The organism is Micromonospora sp. NPDC004336, assembly GCF_053602615.1.
On record NZ_JBSGDY010000115.1, the window covers coordinates 1 to 20,545 of the forward strand.

The following is a 20,545-nucleotide window of genomic DNA, read 5'->3' on the forward strand; positions in this document are numbered from 1 at the left end:
CGAGGCCGCGCCACGGGGGGGGGGGGGGGGGGGGGGGGGGGGTGGGGGGGGGGGGGGGGGGGGGGGGTGGGGGTGGGGGTCAGTTGAGGAGGTTGGCGTCGCGGGCGGCGCGGAGCGAGGGCTTGATCCGGTGGGTCGGGCCCACCTGGCCGGCGACCGCGTCCAGGGTCTTGAGGCCCTCGCCGGTGTTGAAGACGACGGTCTCGGCGGCCGGGTCGAGCCGGCCGGACCCGACGAGCTTGCGCAGCACCGCCACGGTCACCCCGCCGGCCGTCTCGGCGAACACGCCGGTGGTGCGGGCCAGCAGCCTGATGCCGGCGCGGATCTCGTCGTCGTCGACGTACTCCATCCAGCCCCCGGTGCGGCGCACCGCCTCCAGGGCGTAGACGCCGGCGGCCGGGTCGCCGATGTTCAGCGACTTGGCGATGCCCGTCGGCTTGACCGGCGTGATCGTGTCGGTGTCGGCGTGCAGGGCGGCGGCGATCGGGTTGCAGCCGGCCGACTGGGCGCCGAAGACCTTCCAGCCGCCCGCCGGCGCCTCCACCAGGCCGATCTCGACCAGCTCGGCGAACGCCTTGTCGATCTTTGTGAGCAGCTCGCCGGAGGCCATCGGGATCACCACCTGGGCGGGGATCCGCCAGCCGAGCTGCTCGGCCACCTCGTAGCCGAGCGTCTTGGAGCCCTCGGCGTAGTAGGGGCGCACGTTGACGTTGACGAACGCCGTGTCCTCGAACTCGTCCGTCTCCACCAGCTCGCCGCAGAGCCGGTTCACGTCGTCGTACGAGCCGTCGATGGCGACCAGCTCACCCCCGTAGACGGCGGTGGTGACGACCTTGCCCTGCTCCAGGTCGCTGGGGATGAAGACCACCGACGGCGCCCCGGCCCGGGCGGCGTGGGCGGCGACCGAGTTGGCCAGGTTCCCGGTGGAGGCGCAGGCGTAGCGGCTGAAGCCGAGCGCCCGGGCGGCGGTCAGCGCCACCGAGACGACCCGGTCCTTGAACGAGTGGGTGGGGTTGGCGCTGTCGTCCTTGACCCAGAGCGGAGCGGTGATGCCGAGCTCGGCGGCGAGGTACGGGGCGGCGACCAGCGGGGTGAGGCCCGGGTCGAGGGTGACCCGGGTGGCCGGGTCCTGGCCGGCGGGCAGCAGCGCCGCGTAGCGCCAGATGTTCTGCGGGCCGGCCTCGATCTGCTCCCGGGTGACCTGCGCCAGCGCGGCGGCGTCGTAGTCGACCTCCAGCGGCCCGAAACACTCGTGACAGGCGTGCTGGGCGACCAGCGGGTAGCGGGCGGAACAGGCGCGGCAGACGAGGGCGCGGGCGGGGCTGGCGGCGGTGTCGATGCCGGAGGGGGCAAGCGTCGACGTCATGTCGAGATTCCTCTCATCTTTCCCCGCATCGCGATCTGCGGCGGGGACGGAATTGGCACCTGCCCCGCCGGTCGCTCTGCGGTGAGCGCGCGGGGTGGTTGCCGGGGCGTCGTCGGGCCGTATCCCTCAGCCCCTCTGGATGAGGTATGCAGTTGTGCCGCCCAGTCTAAGGGCAATCGCGGGGCCCGCCGAGCCCGGTTCCCACGCTTTGAACCCGACCCGCGTCCCCCGCCCGGGGGACGCCGACGGGGCCTCCCCGGCCCCCGTCCGCGGCTAGACCGGCACCGAGCGCGGGTCGGCGGCGCGGCGGGCGCGCAGCGCGGTGTCGACCGCCCAGGCGCCGGGCCCGAACACCGCGATCAGCAGGAACGACCAGCAGAACAGGACGGCCAGCTCGCCGCCGTTGCGCAGCGGTAGCAGCGCGTCGGGCTGGTGCACCACGAAGTACGCGTAGGCCATCGAGCCGGACGCCAGGACGGCCGCCGGGCGGGTCAGGAGGCCGACGAGCACGAGGGCGCCGCAGATCGCCTGGATCAGCGCGGCCCACCAGCCCGGCCACTCGCCCAGCGGTACCGCCTCGCCCGTGCCCCGGTTTCCGCCGAGGATCCCGAAGAGCGAGGCCAGGCCGTGGCAGAGGAAGAGCAGGCCGACGACGGCGCGGAACAGGGACAGGGCCGGGCCGCCGATGCGGTCAGCGAGCATTCGGGCACCTCCGATCAAGACGACGGGTGGGCACCCAGGATGCCGGGCTATATTCGATTCTGTCGATCGAATCCCTCTTCGTGGGAACGCTCCCACGGCGTCGGGACTCCACTCCCGACACTGCGCCCCGGCGGCTGGCGTCCACCCGTTACGGTGCTGGCACAGCGACGGAAAGGGATCGCACGATGCGCCGCAAGCTCGTCCCGGTGGTGGCACTCTCCATGGCCTGCCTGCTGGTCGTCACCTCCGCCTGCTCCTCGGGCAGCCGGAAGAAGCGCAACCGGTCCTCCGACCGGCCCGCCACCTCGGCGAAGAAGGACATCGACGTCGACGCCACCCGGGCAACCCCGACCCCGCGCCGCACGGCCCGGCCGGCCGACAAGCTCACCTGCGCGGAGCTGCGCAGCGCCCAGGTCGGCAGCCGGCAGGTCCGCTACAACGGGTACGCGGACCCGATCCCGCTCGCCGGCGGCCGCTGGGCGGGCGGGGACGGCACGACCGTCGAGCTGCAGAAGCCCTGCGCCATCGGGGATCTCGACGGCGACGGCGCGGACGACGCGGTCGGCGTGCTCGTGCTCAACGGCGGCGGCAGCGGCAGCTTCTTCACCCTCGCGGTCTGGCGGAACGTCGGCGGCGACCCGGCCTACCAGGCGCAGACCGGCCTCGGCGACCGCACCCCGGTGACGAGCGTCAGCGTGCGCGACGGCAGGGCGACGGTGGTCTACCTGACCCGGACGCCGGGCAGCGCGATGGCCGAGCTGAACCTCCGGCGCACCGCCTCCTACCAGCTTCGGGGCACCTCGCTGACCGAGCTGCGGCACACCGACGCGCCGTACCGCTCCTGAACGTGGGCGCCGTCCCCGGGCAGGTCTCCGACCGGGCGGCCGGTGCGATGATCGGGCGATGAGCGACCTGCCGGACTGGACGACACCGATCCGGGCGGTGCACGTGCGGCACGGCACCCAGACGGCCTGCGGCGGGATCGCGATCGCGCTCGCCGACGTCGAGCCGCATCCGACGTACGCCTTCGCCACCCGGTTCGACGGGCGACCGCCCGGCCCGGCCGACCTGCGCCAGGAGTGCGTCGAGGGCTTCGCCGACGGGATACGGGCCGAGCTGGCCCGGCTCTGCGGCGGCCAGCCGCCCCCGGTCCGGGTCGTGCTGCGCCGCATCCTGGTCCACGACGTGGACTCGTCGGCGGCGATCAACCGGGCGGCCGGGCGGCTGGCCGCCGCCGAGGCGGTCCGGCGCGCCACCGCCGGCCGGCGCTGACCCGGGCACCCGACGCACCGCCGTTCCGCCGGCGCCGAGCCCGCCGACAGTCGCCGGCTCCGGCCGCGACGAGGACGCGCGACTCAGCCCGGGACCGGCCGGTGGGCCGGTGGCCTCGGCAGCCGTACGGATCCGGTGGCCGGGCAGTTCCGCTGGTCCACCTCGCCGAGGCAGCCCCACTCGGGGCCCGGGGGCCGTTCGAAGTACTGGACGGGCTGCGCCGGGACGGCCTCGGTGGTGAACGTGCCGGTGCCGCTCGGGATGCGTTGCTCGTGCGAGCCGGTCGTGTCGGCGTAGGACGCGACGATGTGCCACTCGCACGTGTGGGTGGACACCTCGGGCTGGACCCGGAACGCCATGTTCGACTGACCGTTGCCCAGCTCGACGACGTTGCGGCGGAAGTACAGCTCGCCCTCCCCCGGCTCGCCATCGGCCAGCGCGTACGGGCCGTGCGGCTTGTCCGTCGGCCCGCCGGTCAGGTCCCACAGCAGGCCCTGCCGGGACTCCGCGCCGGCCGGAGGAATGGTGACGACCGTCTGCGCCGTGGGCTCGTGGCACGAGTCCTTCACCGCGGTCATGTCGTTGATCGTGAGCCCAGCGGCGCGGTCGCTGTTCAGGTTGAGGTCGAACGTCTGGGCATGCCCGCGGTTCTCGTTGCCGTCCTCCCGCGGGGCCACGTAGGACGCGCGCTCGACCAACCGGCCGCCGAGCGGCTTCAGGAACTCCCACACCTGTGACCTGGCGCCGGTCAGGGCGGTGAGGGCGGCCTGCTCGTCCTCGGTCAGCGGCCGGTCGAGCAGCACGGTGAAGGCCTCGGGCAGGTTCCGGTCGTAGTCGAGGGGGGTGACGGTGGCCACGAACGCGGGCTGCTCGCGGTCTACCGCCTGCTGGGCCTGCCGGTCCGAGCGGGCCCGGTCGGTGGCCGTCGACCGGTCCAGCAGGGCGTTGGCCTGGTAGGCGGACAGCACGCCGAGCACGACGACGACGGCGGCGGCGGTCAGGTACACCGCCCGCTGCCTCGGTCGAAGCCGCCGGAACCCGGGCAGGCGTTCGTCGGCCAGCACGGCCAGGGCGCTCGACCCGGTCCGGCGCCCCGATGACGACGCGGACGGCGACGCGGACGGCGACGCAAGGTCCGGCGACGCGGACGGCGACGCAAGGTCCGGCGACGCGGACGGCGACGCGGCCTGCGACGCAAGGTCCGGCGAAACGGACGGCGACGCAGCCTGCGACGCGGATGGCGACGCGGCCTGCGCCGCAAGGTCCGGCGACGCGGACGGCGACGCGGCCTGCGACGCGGACGGTGGCACGGACGGCGACGCGGCCTGCGACGCGGACGGCTGCGGGGTGGGCGGCTGCGCGGGCGGGGACGGGTGCGGCTGAGCCGGTGGCGCGGGCGACGGCTCGGCGGGCGGCTCGGGCTGCGGCGCGGCGGGCGGAGTGGACATACCCGATTCTCACTCACGGGCACCACACCCTCACGGACGCGTTTCGCGCCTTGCGGGCCGGGCGTGCGGAGCGGCCGGCCCACGCGTGGGGCAGCTCGACAGGCGCCGATCCACGCCGCCCGGGTCCCGGCGTGCGGAGCGGCCGGCCCGCGCGTAAGGCAGCTCGACAGCGGCCCTCGGCCTCCGCTGGACGGGCGGCCGGGGAGCCGGCGGGGCACCGGCCGGTGCGATGATCGGGCGATGGCGACTTCCGCGTACCGACCCGCACCGTGCCCGCGTCGTGGAGTGTCGGCACGGACGGCCGGCGTCGCGATGGCCGGCCTCGTCCTGCTCGGCGCCTGCTCCGCGACCGAACCGCCGTCGGTCGATCCGGCACCGGGCAGCGTCCCGAGGGCGGGCGCGCCCACACCGGACTCCGCCGGCACCCCCGCCGGGTGCCCGGAGTCCGGCGTCCGGATCAGCTCGCCGGGCTCCGACGCCGCGATGGGCCTGCGCGCCCTCGGGTTAGAGCTGGTCAACTGCGGCACGGAGCCCTACCCGCTGAACGGCTACCCGGTGCTGCGTCTGCACGACGGCGACGGCAACCCGGTGCCGGTCCGGGTGGTCGAGGGGGCCGAGGGGATCACGTCGGGCTTCGACGCGCCGCCCCGGCCACTGACCCTGCGGCCCGGCGAACGGGCCGGCGCCGCCGTGCTCTGGCGCAACCTGGTCACCGATCCGACGGTCGTCGCCACCAACGGCGAGCGCCTGGAGGTCGCCCCCGCCGCCGGCCGGCCCGCGCAGGTCGTCGGCCTGGACGGACCCATCGACCTCGGCAACACGGGCCGGATCGGGGTCAGCGCCTGGAAGAAGGTGACCGACCCGCCGGCGACGTCGACCGGGCCGCGGCCGGACAGCCCGGCGCCGGGCGGCCCGGGGTCGAGCAGCCCGGCGCCGCTGCCTTGAGCCGCCCGGCCGTCAGCTGGTGACGTCCTTGCGGGTGAACCGCCAGAACGCCAGCCCCCAGAACAGCGTCGCGTAGCTGATCGCGGAGATCGCGCCGCGTACCACGTCGTCGGTCTGCACCGGCGTCGACAGCAGGCCCAGCCACGCGGTGCTGTAGTGCGTCGGCAGGAACGCCCGCAGCGCGCCGAGGGCGGTGATCTGGTCGAGGATGCTGGAGAGGATCCAGAGCAGCACCGCGCCGCCGACCGCGCCGAGCGCGGCGTCCGTCACCACCGACAGCAGGAACGCCAGGCCAGCCACCACCAGGAGTACGACGGCCAGGTAGCCGAGCACGCCCAGCAGCCGCAGCAGCCCCTCGCCCGGTTCGAGCTGGGCGGCGACCGTGCTGCGCAGCGGCTCCCAGCCGTAGCGCAGCGTGCCGATCAGCAGGGCGGTGCCGGCGAGCAGCAGCAGCGCGAGCCCCGAGTAGACGAGCGCGACGAGCAGCTTCACCGTCAGCAGCCGGGCCCGGGGCACCGGGATCGCCAGCAGGTAGCGCAGGCTGCCCCAGCTCGCCTCGCTGGCCACCGTGTCGCCGCAGAACAGCGCCACCACCACGACCAGCAGGAACGAGGCGGAGACGAAGATGGTGAAGAGGGTGAAGTTGAGCCCGCCCGACGTGGCGAACTCGACCAGGCTGCCGAACTCCCCGCGCCCGTTGTCGTCGTCGTCGCCCGTGTCGAACTGGAACGCGATCAGGATGATCAACGGCAGCAGGACCATGAACCCGAGGGCGAGCTGCGTACGCCGCCGGGAGGCCTGTCGCCGGAACTCGGCGCCGAACGGCAGGGTCGCCGCCGGCCGGTAGCTGGCCGCCGAGCCCGCCGCCTGTGACGTGCCCGCCATCATCGGTCCCCGCTTCCCCGAGAGTTCTCGCCCACCAGGGCGAGGAACGCGTCCTCCAGGCGGCGCCGGGGCACCACCCGGTCCACCCCGATCCCGGCCCGGACCAGCTCGGCGACCACCTCGCTGCGGGCGGTGCCGTTGGTGTCCACCACGAGCTGCCCCTCGCCGTCGGGGAGCACGCGCACCCCGTGCAGGCCGTCCAGCACCGCCCGGGCGGCCGCCGGGTCGGTCACCTCGAACAGGACGCTGGGCGACTCGCCGACGATCTCCTCGACGGGGCCGGAGGCGACGATCCGGCCCTTGTTCACCACCACCGCGTGCGTGCAGGTCTGCTCGACCTCGGCCAGCAGGTGGCTGGAGACCAGCACCGCCCGGCCGTCGGTGGCGTAGCGCTGGAGCACCCGGCGCATCTCGGCGATCTGCGGCGGGTCGAGCCCGTCGGTCGGCTCGTCGAGCACCAGCAGCTCGGGCAGGCCCAGCATGGCCTGCGCGATGGCGAGACGCTGCCGCATGCCGTGGCTGTAGTTGTTGGTCTTCCGGTGCACGGAGGCGCCCAGGCCGGCGATCTCCAGCGCCTCGTCGAAGTGCGCGTCCTCGGCCGGCCGCCCGGTGGCCCGCCAGTACGCCTTCAGGTTCGCCAGGCCCGACAGGTGCGGCAGGAAGCCCGGCCCCTCGACCAGCGCGCCGATCCGGGACAGCACCGGCGACCCGGGCACCAGTCGGTGCCCGAAGACGTAGATCTCGCCGGCCGTGGGCTGGGTCAGCCCCATCAGCACCCGCAGCGTGGTGGTCTTGCCCGCGCCGTTCGGGCCGAGCAGGCCGACGACCTGCCCGGGGTGCACCTCGAAGTCCACGTTGGAGACGGCGACGAAGCCGTCCGCGTACTCCTTGCGGAGCTGCCGCACGGCCAGCGGGACGCCCGCGTACGCCGGGTGGACGGAGCTGTCCTGGCGGCGGTGCCGGCGGCGGGTCACGGCGACGACCACGACGAGCCCGACGGCGATCGCGGCGACCAGCCCGGCCAGCACCCAGCGCCACACCGTCGCGGTGGTGGGGATCGGGTCCCCGGCCACCGTCGGCAGGCCGACCGCGCCGCCGGCCGCGACGGTGTGCACGGTGGGCTCGACGGGCGTGGCGTACGCCTGGTCGGAGGTCGCCACCACCACGCGCAGCCGGTGCCCCGCCTCGATCCGCCGGACGATCGCCGGCAGGGTGACGGTGACCGGCTGCGCCGCCTCGACGGTGCGCGGCAGGCCGGTCAGCCGCACCGGGGCGACCAGGCCGTTGGGCAGGGTGGCCGCGCCCTGCGGGTCGACGTCGTAGAGCTTGACGAAGAGCACCGCCTCGCCGGTCGGCGACGCCGCCCGGATGTCGACGGTCGGCGCGCCGACGACGTCCACCGCCTCGGCCAGCGGCGCCGACTCGAACCGGGCGTGCTGGCCGGGGATGTCCCCCGCCACGCCGCCGAGCAGCGACGACAGCTCGCCGGCGAAGGGCACCGAGGAGATGGCGGCGGGGTTGCGCGCCGGCGGGTTGGCGACCGGCTGGGCCGGCCCGGCGACCGGTACGTCCCGGCGGGACGTGCCGGCGACGCCGGGGTAGTCGGCGGTGCGGTAGCCGGTCGCCACCAGGCCCCGGTCGAGGGCGTCGAAGCCGGCGATCCGCGAGAAGGTGAAGTCGTCGCCCGGGGCCGCGCCCTCACCCCTGACGTAGTGGTCGAGCCACTGCACGGTCAGGAACTTCACCCGGTCGGAGTCGGTCTTCGGGCCCGCGCCGCCGTCGTGCCCGCCGGTGAACCAGGCGACCCGCACGGGCGTGCCGGCGGCGGCGATGCCGCGCGCGTTGGCGTCCGCCTCGGCGAGCGGGAAGAGGGTGTCCGCCGCGCCCTGCACCAGCAGGGTGGGTGCCTTGATCCGGTCGAGCACCCCGGCCGGGCTGGAGCGGCGCAACAGGTCCACTGCGGCCTGGTCGGCCCGGCCGGTGGTGGCGATCCGCAGGTACGCGGCGCAGATGTCGGCGGCGAACCGGCCGCAGGCCGGGTCGGCGGCCCGGGCCGGGGCGGATCCGGGGCCGGTGCCCGGGCCGGCGCCGGGCCCGGGGCTGGGCGGGCCGGCGGAGGCGGGCGCCCCCTCGGGCTGCGCGGCGCTCGTCCCGGAGAGCCCCGCCGGCCCGGAGCCGGCGTTCCCGCCGCCGCCGAAGAACAGCCCGGCCCAGCCGGACTTGAAGACGCCCTCGGTCGGCTCCTTCCCGGTGCTCTCCGGCAGGAAGGAACGGGACAGGTCGTTCCAGGTGATCATCGGGACGATCGCGTCGACGCGCCGGTCCTGCGCGGCGAGCAGCAGCGCCAGGGCGCCGCCGTACGAGCCGCCGACGACGCCGACCCTCGGGTCCCCGTCGCCGTCGGTGCGGATCTCGGGACGGTCGGCCAGCCAGTCCAGCAGCCGCTGCGCGTCGCGTACCTCGTAGTCGGGGTGGTCCAGGTGGATCTGCCCGCCGCTGCGGCCGAAGCCCCGCGCGGTCCAGGTGAGCACCGCGTACCCGCGCCCGGCGAACTCCTCGGCGTCGGCGCGTACGGACTCCTTGGTGCCGCCGAAACCGTGCGCCAGCAGCACGGCCGGCACCCTGCTTCCCGCCGAGGCGTCCTCGGGCAGGTAGAGCGTGGTGTCCAGGTCGACGTGCTCGTCCCCCGCCGGCCCGGAGGCGACGTTCACGAACGCCGCCTCGGTGCGCACGGCCGGCTCCCGCGGCAGGACCGCCCAGGTGACGGCGGCGGCGAGCAGCACGACGACCGTCGTCGCGGCGACCACGCGTCGGCGGGTGGGCAGGGCACGCCGGATCCACGCGGCCGACGACGGCGATCTCATGCGGCACACGGTACGGGCCGGACCCTGAGCGTTGGCTGAGATCCTCCGTACGTCCGTCCGGTTGATCCGATCGGCGGCCGGACCCGTGCGACCGCCGCGGGTCCCGACCGTCCCAGCGAGATGAATTCGGATCACGTGAATTCCGATGTTCCGCGGATATCCACTCCGATCCATCCATGTCGCTCCCCGCCGTGGCACGCAGCGTGGCCGGCGGCCGGACGGACCGTCACATCGCGCTTCATGACGCAAAGCTGACTGTTCCACGACAAGTGCGGCCAGGCGCGGGTCGGTTAGTTTTCCGGTCCGGTGCACGGGACTTCACCCCTCGATGCCGGCACCCCGCCGTCCCCCGCTCCCGCCGGAGGAGACAGACCATGACAGTCCCCGCGTCGCAGGCCGTACGGCGGCCGTCCGCGGCGGGCCGCGTACTGCCGCTGCTCCTCATCGGCGCCCTGCTCGCGCCGCTGGCCGTGCTGTTCGCCCAGTCCTGGCGGCTCACGGCCGACGACCGGGACCTGGCCGCCCGGGAACGGCTCGGCGTGGAGTACCTGCGGGCCCTCGCCCCGGTCACCGACGCGCTGGTGGACGCCCAGTCCGCCGCCGTCGCCGCCCGGCCCGTCACCGGCGCGCCACTGAACCGCGCGGTCGAGGCCGCCGCCTCGGTCGACGCGCGGATCGGCGACGAGCTGCGCAGCCGGGAGCGCTGGGCCGGGCTGCGCGCCAAGATCGAGGCGCTGGGCCACCGGGTCCCGGCCGACCCGGAGGCGGCCTTCGACGCGTACGGCGAGGTCACCGACCTGCTGCTGGCGCTGCACCGCAAGGTCCGGGAGACCTCCGGGCTGGTCCGCGACCCCCGGTCGGACTCCTTCTTCCTGCAGGACGGCGCCGGGCGGGACCTGCCCGAGGCGGTGGTGGCGACCGGGCGGCTGGCCGACCTGACCGTGCTCGCCGCCCGCCGCCCCGCCGCCGAGCGGGACCGCACCGCCGCCGAGCTGGCGGCCCTGCGGGTGGCCGCCCTCACCCCGGCCGGCGACCTGGTCACCGACCTGCGCGGAGCGGTGGACAGCTCGGAGAGCGCCGACCTGGGCCCGAGCGTGCTGACCCCGCTCGACACCTACCAGCGGGCCGTCGAGGCGCTCGCGGCCTACTCCGCGCCGGCCGGCCGCAGCGGCGTGGTCGACCCGGCCCAGGTCGCCGGCGCCCGGCTCGACGCGCAGGCCGCCGCCCGGCAGCTCCAGCCCGTCATCCTGGGCGAACTCGACGCCCTGCTCGCCGAGCGGGCCGGCGGCCTGGACCGGGACCGCTGGCTCGCGGTCGGGGCCGGCGCGCTGGCCGTCCTGCGGTGGGGGGCGCTCGGCGCGGTGTGGCTCGCCGCCGCCCGGCGGGCCCGGCGGCGGGCGGCGGCGAGCCGGCGCGAGCGGGAGGGCTCCGACACCCCGCCGGAGGACGCCCCGTGGCAGCCGCCGGCCCACGGGGAACCGCGCCGGCTCCAGCCGGTCGGGCCGGTCCGGGAGCCCGGCGCGCACTGGGGGCCCCACGATGCTGCTCGGTAGGCTGCGGATCCGGGGCAAGCTCGCGCTGCTCGTCGTCATCCCCCTGCTCAGCACGGTGGTGCTCGCCGTCCCGGTGGTGCTCGACCGGGTGGCCACCGCGCAGCGGGCCGGCGAGATCGCCGACCGGGTCCGCGTCGCCAGCCGGATCGGCACGCTGGTGCAGGATCTGCAACAGGAGCGCGTCCTCTCCGTGGGGCTGCTGCTCGGCCGGGTCGCCCGCACCGAACTGGTGCAGCGCACCGCCACCGTGGACGACCGGGTCGCCGACCTGCGGGCCGACCCGCTGCCGCCGCGGGTCGCCGACGCCCTGGACGGCGTACGCGGGCTGACCGACCTGCGGGCCGCCGTGCTCGCCGGGACGGCCACCCCCGACCAGATCATGGACGCGTACGGGCCGGTCGACCGCGCGCTGATCGAGTCGCTGCGGCTGCCGTTCGACGTGGACACCGAGACGGCGGCCGGGCGGCAGGTGCTGGCCCTGGACGGGCTGCTCCGCGCCGACGAGGGGCTCAGCGCCTGCGCCACCCTGATCGTGCTGGTCAAGGCGACCGGCGCCCCCCGGGCGACCGCCTCGTTCGTCGCCTGCATGGCGGCGCTCCGGGTGGACACCCAGCGGTTCCGCAGCCTCGGCACGGCCGAGCAGCTCGAACTGGCGGCGCTCACCGACGCGGCGGTGGCCGCCCGGACCAGCGCCGACTTCCTCACCACAAGCGTGCTCGACCCGGCCGGCGCGATCCGGAACGTGCCGCTGGACGCGTTGTTCCCGTCGGTCCGGTCGATGATCACGCTCGGGCAGTTCATCGAGAAGAAGATCGTCGCGGACGTCCTCGCCGAGGTGACCACCCAGCGTCGGCGCGCGCTGACCACCGCGAACCTCGTCGGCGGGACCGCCCTGCTGGTCCTGGCCGGGGTGGTGCTGCTCGGCGCGGCCGTCGCCCGCACGGTGGCCCGGCCGCTGACCCGGCTCACCCGCTCGGCCGACCGGGTCGCCCGGGTCGCCGAGGCGGAGCTGACCCGGGTCGTCGACGACGACGCCGAGAGCCCCGCGCCGGTCCGCCTCGACCCGGTCGACGTGCGGGCGAACGACGAGATCGGGGACCTGGCCCGGGCCTTCGACCGGGTGCAGAGCACCGCGGCCCGGCTGGTCGAGCGGCAGACGGCCGGCCGGCGCAACGTGGCGCAGATGTTCGGCCACGTCGGCCGCCGTACGCAGAACCTCGTCGGCCGGCAGATCGCGCTGATCGACCGGCTGGAGCAGCAGGAGACCGACGCCGGCCGGCTGGAGGACCTCTACCGGCTCGACCACATCTCCAGCCGGCTGCGCCGCAACGCCGGCAGCCTGGTCGTGCTCTCCGGCTCGGCCGGCGCGGACCCGCACGTGGCGCCGGTGCCGCTCGGCGACGTGGTCCGGCTGGCGCTCGGCGAGATCGAGGACTACACCCGGGTCGACGTGCGGGTCCCGTCGGGCGTCTCGGTGGCGCCCGGCGTCGTCGGCGACCTCGTCCTGGCGCTGGCCGAGCTGATGGAGAACGCCACCGTCTTCTCGCCGCCGCACACCCGCGTCACGGTGGGCGGGGAGCGGACGGGTTCCGGCGCCCGGCTCAGCGTGGTGGACCGGGGCATCGGCATGACCGGTGAGCGGCTGGCCGAGGAGAACGCCCGGCTCACCCGGCGGGAACGGCTCGACCTCGCCCCGACCGAGGTGCTGGGGCTCTTCGTGGTGGGCCGGCTCGCCCGCCGGCACGGCTGGACGGTGGGGCTCGTCCCGACCGCCGGCGGCGGGGTGACCGCGCACCTGGACGTCCCGCAGGCGGCGCTGGTCGTCCACCCCGTCGAGCGGCCCGGGGCGGCCGTGGCCCGCGCCGCCGTGCCCGCCACCGACCGCCGTACCCCGGCCGCGCCGGCCACCCCGGCGGCGCCGCCGGCCGCACCGGCCCCGGCGGAGTTGACCGCCCCGGCGGCCCCGGCGGCCCCGGCTACGCCGGTTGTCCCGGTCGTGCCGGTCGCCGCGCTCGAAGGCCGCCCGGCCTCCGGCGGCACGGCGGCCGGGGCGGCCCCGGACGGCGCCGTGCCCGCGTTCGACGCGGCGCTGCTCAGCCGCGCCACCCGGACGATGGAGTCCGGCGAGCCCTGGAACGCGTTCGGCGCCGGCGACGGGCCGGAGGTCGTCGGGGCGGCTCCCGCGACGCTGGCGGACGCCGGGCCGGCCCGCCCCACCGGAGCGCCCCGGACCGACGCGCCGGCGGGTCTCTCCGGTGCGGGCATCCGGCAGCGGGTGCCGGGCGCCACCCTGCCTCCGGGCGGTCCGCCGCCCGCGCGGCCGGGCGACGCGGCCGCGGATCCGGCCGCGGCCCGCGCCCTGGTCGACGCGGTCGAGTCCGGCGTACGCCGGGCCGAGCGGAGCCGGCCCCCGGCCGAGGCGGTCCGCCCGGGCCTGACCCGGCGGGTGCCCGGGGCGAACCTGACCGCCTGCCCGGCCAGCCCGCCGGTCAGCCCGGACCCGGGCGACCCGGCCGAGGTCCGCGACCTGCTCACCGCGTTCGAGGCGGGCGTCGCCCGCGCTCTGCGTGAAGTCAGCCATGACCGCCGCTACGAAGAGGGATCATCACGGTGACCAGCCCCTTCCTGCACGACAACGTCGACCACCAGCACCCGGCGCCGGGGGACCTCAGCCCGGAGGCGCGCACCTTCAACTGGCTGCTGGACTCGTTCACCTCCAGCACCGCCGGGGTGCTGGAGGCGATCGCGGTCTCGTCCGACGGGCTGCTGATGGCCATGTCGGCGATCAAGGACCGGTCCAACGCGGAGCGGCTGGCGGCGGTGGTCTCCGGCATGACCAGCCTCGCCGGCGGCGCCGCGAGCTGGTACGCCCTCGGCGGGCTGAACCGGGTGATCGTGGACATGGCCGAGGGGTACCTGCTGATCAGCGCGATCAGCAGCGGCTCGGTGCTCGGCGTCGTAGCCGACCGGTCCGCGAACCTCGGCACGGTCGCGTACGAGATGACGCTCTTCGCCGGGCGGGCCGGGGGCGCGCTCACGCCGAAGCTGATCGCCGAGCTGAAGAACGCCGTACAGCAATGACCCCGGAGGTCGCCGGTGCGGGACCGGAGCCGGAGCCGACGGTCCGGATCCGGCCCTACCTGCGGTCGTCCCCGGACCCGGCCCGGCCCGGCCTGCCGGCGGTGCCGGCCGGGCCGGAACCCGAGCCGGACGGGCCGGCGGGACCCCGCCCGTTCGTGCTCACCGCCGGGCGGGTGGCCGGCGCCGATCCGGCGATCGGGCTGGAGACCCAGGTGACCGCGCGGCCGGCGGCCGACCCGGCGACCCCGCTCACCCGGCTGGCGCCCGAGTTGCAGGCGATCGTCGCGCTCTGCGGCGAGCCGATCTCGGTCGCCGAGATCTCCGCCCGGGCCCGGCTGCACTTCGGCGTGACGCGGGTGCTGGTCGGCGACCTCCGCGCCGCCGGCCACCTGGACGTGCACGACGCCGCCGACGTCCTCGACCCCGACATCATCCTGCGAGTGATGGATGGACTCCGTGCGATCTCCTGAATGGCCGGTCGCCCCGCTGGGCGGCGTCGCCGCCAACAGCGCCACCGCCCGGTACGCCTCGCCGGCGGGCGCATCGCCCGCGGTCGGGCGGGCCACGCCCCCGCCGCCGTACCGGCCGCCCGGCGCTCCGGAGGCGGCCCCCGCACCCCGCCCCGGGCAGGTCGCCGCGCCGCCGGTCCCGGTCAAGATCCTCGTCGCTGGCGGCTTCGGGGTCGGCAAGACCACCACGGTCGGCGCGATCTCCGAGATCGCCCCGCTGACCACCGAGGCGGAGATGACCACCGCCGGGATCGGCGTCGACGACCCGGGCGCGCGCACCGCGAAGACCACCACCACGGTGGCGATGGACTTCGGCTGCGTCACCATCGACCGCAGCCTGAAGCTGTACCTGTTCGGCACTCCGGGGCAGGCCCGGTTCGGCTTCATGTGGGACGACCTGGCCCGGGGCGCGCTCGGCGCCCTCGTCGTGGTCGACAGCGCCCGCCTGGACGACTGCTATCCGGCGATCGACTTCTTCGAACGGGCCGGCCTGCCCTTCGTGGTCGGGGTGAACGCGTTCGACGGGCGGCTGGCCCACGACCTCGACTCGGTCCGGTGGGCGCTGGCCGTCGGCGACCACGTGCCCGTGGTGCGGTTCGACGCCCGGGAGCGGCTGTCGGTGCGGGACGCCCTGCTGGTCGTCCTCGACCGCGCGCTGGACCGGGCCACCCGGGAGGGAAAGGCCTGAGCCGGCCGGCGGTTCGACCCGTTTCACACGGAGGGGTGGTCGTGATGAGAGGTGGACTGGACGAGACGCTGGCCCGGCTGGCCCGCCGCGAGGAGGCGCTACGCCGGCGGGCCGCCGAGCAGCGGGGCGCGAGGGCTGTCGGGCAGGGCGGCGCGGAGCCCGTGGGACAGGGCGCCGCGGCCGACGCCGGGCAGGGCGGTGCGGAGCCCGTGGGAAAGGGCGACGCGGCGGGCGCGGTGCCCGTGGGACAGGGCAACGCGGAGCCCGTGGGACAGCGCGGCGCGGCCGACGCCGGGCAGGGCGGGGCGGCGGGCGTGGGGGCCGCCACGGCCACGGACGGTACCGACCCGGGCCGCGCCGACGGCCGGGGCGGGGCCCGCAACGCCGGGCCCGGCTGGGCCGACGCCCGGCGGGGCGGCGAGCGCGGCGACCCGGTGGCGGAGGTCGCCGAGGCGGTGCGGCGCGTGGTGGCGGGTCACCCCGGCGTGGCGGTCACCGTCCGCGTCGAGCACGACGGGCAGACGTACCCGCTGCGGGTCGGCTGGAGCGGAACGGGCGTGACGGTCGACGCGGCGACCCCCGCCGCGCCGCCGCCGGCGTGGCCCACGTCGGCCGGGACGGCGCCGGCCCGGGCGCCCGGCCGGGACGGGGTGAGCTCCGCCCCGGCGGCGCGGCTGGCCGAGCTGATCCGCCGCGACCCGTCCGTGCTCGGCGACGACGACCGCTGACGGCGGACCGGAACCGGACCGGGACCGGGGCCGGAGCCGGAGCCGGGGGCCGGGGCCGGGGGCCGGGGCCGGGGGCCGGGGCCGGGGGCCGGGGCCGGGGGCCGGGCGGACGGGACGAGCGACCGGCGCGCCCGGGACGAACGCACACCCGGCCGGCGACGCTCCCGGGACGACCGCGCGCACGGTCGGGCCGCCGGCGACGCACGGGGGGTGACGGCGGCGGCTAGGGTCGGGCGGTGGCGCAACCCGACCTGACCCTGACCGCGAGCCTGCGGCCGGCGGCGCTGGACGCCCGGCGGGGCATCGTCCGGCTGCATCCCGAGGCGTTCACCGCGCTGGCGCTGCGTCCGGGCGACCCGGTGCGGCTGGCCGGCCGGCGGGTGACCGCCGGCATCGCCGTGCCGGCCGAGCCGACCGCGAGCGCCGCCCTGCTCTACGCCGACGACCTGATGCTGGGCAACCTCGGTGTCCGCGACGGCGGCCAGGTGACGGTGGGCCCGCTTCCGGTCGCCGCCGCCCGGCGGGTGGTCCTCGCCGGCCCGGCGCAGATCGCCGCGGTGGTCTCCCCCGAGATGCTCCGGCTGGCGCTGCTCGGCAAGGTGGTGACGACCGGGGACGACGTGTCGCTGCTGCCGCAGGACGTCCTGCCGGACGCCTCGGTGCGCAGCCTGGTGGAGGCCGCCCGGCGCAGCCTCTCCAACAGCGTCGGGTACGCCTGGACCAGCACCCTGCTCACCGTGGTCGACGCCGAGCCCGGCAGTTCGCTGGTCACCATGGACACCCTGGTCGGCTGGGAGCACGGCCCGGCGACCCACGGCTCCGGCGGCACGGCGGCCGGGCCGGGCGCTACCGGCCGGACGGGCCACGGTCGGGCGGGAGCCGGGGCCGGTCCGGACGGCGGCGGCCCGCGCGCCGGTGGCCCGACCGGCACGACCGGCCCGGGTCGGTCCGGGGCGCGTGAGGACGCCGGCCGGGCGGAGGCGGAGGCCGCGCCGTCGGTGGACGAGCTGCCGGGGCTGCGGGCGCAGGCCGAACAGCTCACCGAGCTGCTCGACCTCGGCTTCCACCACCGGGAGGTGCTCGGCCGGCTGGGCACGACCGTCTCGCTGGGCGTGCTGGTGGCCGGGCCGGCCGGCTCCGGCAAGGCGGCGCTGGTGCGCGCGGTGGCCGCCCAGGTCGGCGCGCGGGTCTGCCCGCTCTGGGCGCCCGAGGTGGCCGCGCTGACCAACCAGGCCGCCGCCGACCGGCTGCGCGCCGCCGCCACCGAGGCGCAGGCGGGCGCCGGCCCGGCGGTGCTGCTGGTCACCGACGTGGAGGCGCTCGCCCCCGCCGACGGGCCGGGCCCCGTGGCCACCGTGTTCCGCCAGGTGGTCGCCGAGACCGTACGGGCCGGGGTGGCGGTGGTCTGCACGACCGGCCGCCCCGAGGCCGTCGACCCGGCGTTGAGCGGGCCGGACCTGCTCTCGCTGCGGATCAGCGTGCCGCTGCCCGACGCGGCGCTGCGCCGCGAACAGTTGACAGTGCTGACCCGGCAGGTGCCGCTCGCCGAGGACGTGCGGCTCGACGAGGTCGCCGGGCGTACCCCCGGCTTCGTCGCCGCCGACCTGGCCGCGCTGGTCCGCGAGGCCGGGGTGCGCGCGGCGCTGCGGCAGAAGGCGGCCGAGACGCCGACGGTGGCGATGGCCGACTTCGCCGCCGCGCTGGAGGTGGTCCGCCCGACCACGATGGCGGCGTCCACCCTGGAGCTGGCCGCGGTGACCCTTGACGACGTGGGTGGCCTGACGGAGGTCAAGCAGACGCTGACCGAGTCGGTGCTGTGGCCGCTGACCTACCCGGACACCTTCGCCCGGCTCGGCGTGCAGCCGCCGCGCGGGGTGCTGCTCTACGGCCCGCCGGGCTGCGGCAAGACCTATCTGGTCACCGCGCTGGCCGGGTCGGGGCGGGCCAACGTGCTCTCCGTCAAGGGGGCGGAGCTGCTGTCGAAGTGGGTCGGCGAGAGCGAGCGCGCGGTCCGCGAGCTGTTCCGCCGGGCCCGCGAGGCCGCGCCCACGCTCGTCTTCCTGGACGAGGTGGACGCGCTCGCGCCCGTCCGCGGGCAGGCCACCGACGGCGGTACGACGGACCGGGTGGTCGCCGCCCTGCTGACCGAGCTGGACGGGGTGGAGACGCTGCGCAACGTGGTGGTGGTCGGGGCGACCAACCGGCCCGACCTGGTGGACCCGGCGCTGCTGCGTCCCGGGCGGCTGGAGCGGCTGGTCTACGTGCCGCCGCCGGACGGGCCGGCGCGGGCGGAGATCCTGCGGGCCGCGTCGCGCGACGTGCCGCTGGCGCCGGAGGTGGACCTCGCGGCGCTGGGCGACGAGCTGGACGGATTCTCGGCGGCGGACTGCGCGGCGCTGGTCCGGGAGGCGGCGCTGGCGGCCATGCGGGAGTCGCTGACCGCCACCGCCGTCACCGCCGCGCACGTGGCGGCGGCCCGCACCCGGGTCCGCCCGTCCCTGGACCCGGCGCAGGTCGCCTGGCTCGCCGCGTACGCCGAGAAGCGCGCCGGCTGACCGGCGGAGGGTTCCTCCCCGGGCCGCCCCGGCCGCACCGTCGCCGTGGCGGGACGCGGCGCCCGACGAGGCTCGCGGGCCGCCCCGGCCGGCACCGTGGCCGAGGCGGGACGCGGCGGCCGACGAGGCTCGACGTGGGCGTGTGCCCGGGTCCGCCGCTGGCATAGTCTGGCCCGGTGAGTCACCCGATCGATGCCGGTCTCGGGTCGGCCCGGGCGGTCTATCCGGGGACGTTCGATCCGTTCACGCCGGGCCACCTGGACGTGGTCGACCGGGCGCGTCGCATGTTCGACCAGGTCACGGTCCTCGTTGCCGTCAACGACGGCAAGCGGCCGGCCGGGACGACCGTCGCGCGGGCGGAGCGGATCAGGGGCCTGCTGCCGGCGGGCTGGACGAACGTCGAGGTGGCCGCCTGGCACGGCTTGACCGCCGACTACTGCCGGCAGACCGGCTCCGGGCTGATCATCCGCGGGGTCAGGAACTCGACCGACTTCTCGCACGAGTACGAACTCGCCGCGATGAACGAGGCGCTGGGCGTACCGACGTTGTTCGTGCCCGCCCGGTCGGAGTTGACGACGATGTCGTCCACGGCGGTGCGGGCCCTGCGGGTCTGAGCTGCTCAGGACGGACGCGCCGGGAGCCGGGCGTCGGACCCGGCGACGGGTTCAGTCCGTGGGCAGCAGCGGGCCGAGGGGTCCCAGGTCGAGGTTGAGGTCCTCGGGCGCCAGGCCGAAGTACTCGCGCAGCCCCGTCATCTGCTCCTCCAGCGCCATCAGCGTCGTGCCGATCCGCTCGACCTGCTCCTCGGTGAGGTCGCCGAGGTCGACCCGGCGCAGCGCCTGCCGCTCCATGAGCTGCCGCAGCAGCTCGATCACGGTGAGCACGAGGCTGGCCAGCCCCCGCTCGACGGAGTCCCGGTCGACCGCCAGCCGCCGGTCCAGCGGCGTCACCCGGGGCGGCTGCCACCGGGTGTCGCCGAGCGCGGCGGCCAGCTCGGCCGCCTCGTCCCGCCGGTCGCCGGTCCCGCCGCCCGGGGCGGTCACGTCGGCGCTCCCGACGGCCGGGCGACACCCTCCGGGGCGGCGTCCCGCAGCTCGGGCGGGGCGAGCGCGCCCACGGAGGCGACCAGCGCGCGCAGCGAGATCCGGACCAGGTCGACGTCGGCGATGGCGATGGTGATGTCGCCGCTGATCACCACGCCGGTGGCCAGGACCCGGTCCAGCAGGTCCACCAGCGCCACCGGCCGGTAGGCCAGCGGGTCGTCGGCGCTGCTCGGCGCGAGCGAGGTGGTCACCACGCCGGCCCCCGGACGGCCACCGCGCCGGTGCGCGGGCCGACGGGTGCCGCGCCGGCGCCCGGGTCGACGGTCAGCCTGCCGGCGGCCGGGGCGGCGGTCAGCACGCCGATGCCCGGGCCGACGGGCGGCACGCCGGCCGTCGGGGCGGCGGTCAGCACGCCGGCTCCCGGACGGTCAGCGCCGGCTGCGGCCGGTTCTCCTCCGCGAAGGAGTACGGCGGCCACGGGCCGGTCAGCTCCAGCCGGATCTCCGGGTGCTCGTCGGCGAGCGCGTCGACCAGCCGGCGGAAGTCGGCGATCGTCCCCTGCTCGACCAGGTACGCCCCGTTGAGCACCATCGCGGTGGGCGCGCCGGAGAGCCGGCGGTCCTGCGGCGGGTGCCGCCGGGCGGCCACCGCGCGCGCGGCCAGTGCGCCGTGCACGGCAGCGGCGGCGTCGGCGGCGATCCGCTGCCCCTCCTCGCGGGCGGTGAGCTGGGCCCGCCGCCGCCGCAGGTACGCCGCCCCGGCACCGCCGGCGGAACCGTCCGGCTCGGCGGTCCGGGGCGTCGCGCCCGGCACGACGTAGCCCTTGACGCCCCACTCGTCGCGGCCGGCGAGCCGGTCCAGGACCGCCGTCAGCTCGTCCCGGCGCGCGGCGAGCTGCCCCGCCAC

Annotated in this window: 20 protein-coding genes and 1 riboswitch; of the genes, 11 read left to right on the plus strand and 9 right to left on the minus strand. The window is 76.8% G+C overall.

Annotated elements, in window-relative coordinates; all coding sequences use genetic code 11:
- Positions 1-79: 79 nt before the first annotated feature.
- Both thrC and ACWENR_RS21420 read right to left on the minus strand, forming a co-directional pair.
- Positions 80-1,366 (minus strand): threonine synthase, encoded by a 1,287-nt coding sequence (gene thrC, locus ACWENR_RS21415; protein ID WP_452278745.1) that lies wholly within the window; start codon positions 1,364-1,366, stop codon positions 80-82.
- A gap of 10 nt (positions 1,367-1,376) precedes the next feature.
- Positions 1,377-1,512, minus strand: a riboswitch (SAM riboswitch).
- 127 nt (positions 1,513-1,639) lie between these two features.
- Positions 1,640-2,068 carry a DoxX family protein gene (locus ACWENR_RS21420; protein WP_452278746.1) on the minus strand — a complete coding sequence of 143 codons (429 nt, stop codon included), beginning with the start codon at positions 2,066-2,068 and terminating at the stop codon, positions 1,640-1,642.
- Between the two features lie 185 nt (positions 2,069-2,253).
- On the opposite strand from ACWENR_RS21420, the gene ACWENR_RS21425 reads away from it, so the two are divergent.
- Positions 2,254-2,913 carry a hypothetical protein gene (locus tag ACWENR_RS21425; RefSeq protein WP_452278747.1) on the plus strand — a complete coding sequence of 220 codons (660 nt, stop codon included), beginning with the start codon at positions 2,254-2,256 and terminating at the stop codon, positions 2,911-2,913.
- Positions 2,914-2,971: 58 nt separating this feature from the next.
- Entirely contained in the window at positions 2,972-3,340 is a 369-nt protein-coding gene (locus tag ACWENR_RS21430) for a hypothetical protein (RefSeq protein WP_452278748.1), read from the plus strand.
- An 83-nt stretch (positions 3,341-3,423) separates the two neighbouring features.
- On the opposite strand, the gene ACWENR_RS21435 is transcribed toward ACWENR_RS21430, so the two are convergent.
- Positions 3,424-4,347, minus strand: coding sequence for a hypothetical protein (locus tag ACWENR_RS21435; RefSeq protein ID WP_452278749.1), 924 nt, complete (start codon positions 4,345-4,347; stop codon positions 3,424-3,426).
- A gap of 726 nt (positions 4,348-5,073) precedes the next feature.
- Between ACWENR_RS21435 and ACWENR_RS21440 the strand changes: the two genes are divergently transcribed.
- The gene (locus tag ACWENR_RS21440) at positions 5,074-5,733 is read left to right on the plus strand and encodes a DUF4232 domain-containing protein (protein ID WP_452278750.1); all 660 of its coding nucleotides are present in this window, start codon (positions 5,074-5,076) and stop codon (positions 5,731-5,733) included.
- A 12-nt stretch (positions 5,734-5,745) separates the two neighbouring features.
- Here ACWENR_RS21440 and ACWENR_RS21445 read toward each other — a convergent pair whose 3' ends face one another.
- Both ACWENR_RS21445 and ACWENR_RS21450 read right to left on the minus strand, forming a co-directional pair.
- A complete protein-coding gene (locus ACWENR_RS21445) occupies positions 5,746-6,621 on the minus strand; it encodes an ABC transporter permease (protein WP_452278751.1) in 876 nt (291 codons plus the stop codon).
- Positions 6,618-9,482 carry an alpha/beta fold hydrolase gene (locus ACWENR_RS21450; RefSeq protein WP_452278752.1) on the minus strand — a complete coding sequence of 955 codons (2,865 nt, stop codon included), beginning with the start codon at positions 9,480-9,482 and terminating at the stop codon, positions 6,618-6,620. The genes ACWENR_RS21445 and ACWENR_RS21450 overlap by 4 nt, the downstream gene beginning before the upstream one ends.
- Positions 9,483-9,856: 374 nt before the next feature.
- On the opposite strand from ACWENR_RS21450, the gene ACWENR_RS21455 reads away from it, so the two are divergent.
- From ACWENR_RS21455 to coaD, 8 genes are all read left to right on the plus strand, one after another.
- Positions 9,857-11,035 carry a hypothetical protein gene (locus tag ACWENR_RS21455; protein ID WP_452278753.1) on the plus strand — a complete coding sequence of 393 codons (1,179 nt, stop codon included), beginning with the start codon at positions 9,857-9,859 and terminating at the stop codon, positions 11,033-11,035.
- Entirely contained in the window at positions 11,022-13,649 is a 2,628-nt protein-coding gene (locus tag ACWENR_RS21460) for a sensor histidine kinase (protein WP_452278754.1), read from the plus strand. The genes ACWENR_RS21455 and ACWENR_RS21460 overlap by 14 nt, the downstream gene beginning before the upstream one ends.
- Positions 13,646-14,116 (plus strand): roadblock/LC7 domain-containing protein, encoded by a 471-nt coding sequence (locus ACWENR_RS21465; protein WP_452278755.1) that lies wholly within the window; start codon positions 13,646-13,648, stop codon positions 14,114-14,116. The genes ACWENR_RS21460 and ACWENR_RS21465 overlap by 4 nt, the downstream gene beginning before the upstream one ends.
- Positions 14,113-14,586, plus strand: a complete 474-nt coding sequence (locus tag ACWENR_RS21470; protein ID WP_452278756.1) for a DUF742 domain-containing protein — start codon at positions 14,113-14,115, stop codon at positions 14,584-14,586. The genes ACWENR_RS21465 and ACWENR_RS21470 overlap by 4 nt, the downstream gene beginning before the upstream one ends.
- Positions 14,564-15,313, plus strand: a complete 750-nt coding sequence (locus tag ACWENR_RS21475) for a GTP-binding protein (RefSeq protein ID WP_452278757.1) — start codon at positions 14,564-14,566, stop codon at positions 15,311-15,313. The genes ACWENR_RS21470 and ACWENR_RS21475 overlap by 23 nt, the downstream gene beginning before the upstream one ends.
- A gap of 44 nt (positions 15,314-15,357) precedes the next feature.
- Entirely contained in the window at positions 15,358-16,041 is a 684-nt protein-coding gene (locus tag ACWENR_RS21480) for a hypothetical protein (RefSeq protein WP_452278758.1), read from the plus strand.
- A 236-nt stretch (positions 16,042-16,277) separates the two neighbouring features.
- The gene (locus tag ACWENR_RS21485; RefSeq protein WP_452278759.1) at positions 16,278-18,596 is read left to right on the plus strand and encodes an AAA family ATPase; all 2,319 of its coding nucleotides are present in this window, start codon (positions 16,278-16,280) and stop codon (positions 18,594-18,596) included.
- A 176-nt stretch (positions 18,597-18,772) separates the two neighbouring features.
- Entirely contained in the window at positions 18,773-19,210 is a 438-nt protein-coding gene (gene coaD / locus ACWENR_RS21490; protein ID WP_452278760.1) for a pantetheine-phosphate adenylyltransferase, read from the plus strand.
- A gap of 51 nt (positions 19,211-19,261) precedes the next feature.
- On the opposite strand, the gene ACWENR_RS21495 is transcribed toward coaD, so the two are convergent.
- From ACWENR_RS21495 to ACWENR_RS21510, 4 genes are all read right to left on the minus strand, one after another.
- Positions 19,262-19,639 carry a gas vesicle protein K gene (locus ACWENR_RS21495; RefSeq protein WP_452278761.1) on the minus strand — a complete coding sequence of 126 codons (378 nt, stop codon included), beginning with the start codon at positions 19,637-19,639 and terminating at the stop codon, positions 19,262-19,264.
- Positions 19,636-19,893, minus strand: coding sequence for a gas vesicle protein (locus ACWENR_RS21500; protein WP_452278762.1), 258 nt, complete (start codon positions 19,891-19,893; stop codon positions 19,636-19,638). Before ACWENR_RS21500 ends, ACWENR_RS21495 begins: the two co-directional genes overlap by 4 nt.
- Positions 19,887-20,051: a hypothetical protein gene (locus tag ACWENR_RS21505; RefSeq protein WP_452278763.1), complete on the minus strand. Its 165-nt coding sequence runs from the start codon at positions 20,049-20,051 to the stop codon at positions 19,887-19,889. The genes ACWENR_RS21500 and ACWENR_RS21505 overlap by 7 nt, the downstream gene beginning before the upstream one ends.
- Positions 20,045-20,545, minus strand: a 501-nt coding sequence (locus ACWENR_RS21510) for a GvpL/GvpF family gas vesicle protein (protein ID WP_452278764.1), incomplete at its 5' end; no start/stop codon positions are given. The genes ACWENR_RS21510 and ACWENR_RS21505, both read right to left, overlap by 7 nt.

Coding starts and splice junctions, on each gene's coding strand:
- ACWENR_RS21480 (WP_452278758.1), top strand. CDS start 15,358: ATGAGAGGTGGACTGGACGAGACGCTGGCCCGGCTGGCCCGCCGCGAG.
- ACWENR_RS21455 (WP_452278753.1), top strand. CDS start 9,857: ATGACAGTCCCCGCGTCGCAGGCCGTACGGCGGCCGTCCGCGGCGGGC.
- ACWENR_RS21450 (WP_452278752.1), bottom strand. CDS start 9,482: ATGAGATCGCCGTCGTCGGCCGCGTGGATCCGGCGTGCCCTGCCCACC.
- ACWENR_RS21470 (WP_452278756.1), top strand. CDS start 14,113: ATGACCCCGGAGGTCGCCGGTGCGGGACCGGAGCCGGAGCCGACGGTC.
- ACWENR_RS21445 (WP_452278751.1), bottom strand. CDS start 6,621: ATGATGGCGGGCACGTCACAGGCGGCGGGCTCGGCGGCCAGCTACCGG.
- ACWENR_RS21460 (WP_452278754.1), top strand. CDS start 11,022: ATGCTGCTCGGTAGGCTGCGGATCCGGGGCAAGCTCGCGCTGCTCGTC.
- ACWENR_RS21430 (WP_452278748.1), top strand. CDS start 2,972: ATGAGCGACCTGCCGGACTGGACGACACCGATCCGGGCGGTGCACGTG.
- ACWENR_RS21420 (WP_452278746.1), bottom strand. CDS start 2,068: ATGCTCGCTGACCGCATCGGCGGCCCGGCCCTGTCCCTGTTCCGCGCC.
- ACWENR_RS21475 (WP_452278757.1), top strand. CDS start 14,564: ATGGACTCCGTGCGATCTCCTGAATGGCCGGTCGCCCCGCTGGGCGGC.
- ACWENR_RS21425 (WP_452278747.1), top strand. CDS start 2,254: ATGCGCCGCAAGCTCGTCCCGGTGGTGGCACTCTCCATGGCCTGCCTG.
- thrC (WP_452278745.1), bottom strand. CDS start 1,366: ATGACGTCGACGCTTGCCCCCTCCGGCATCGACACCGCCGCCAGCCCC.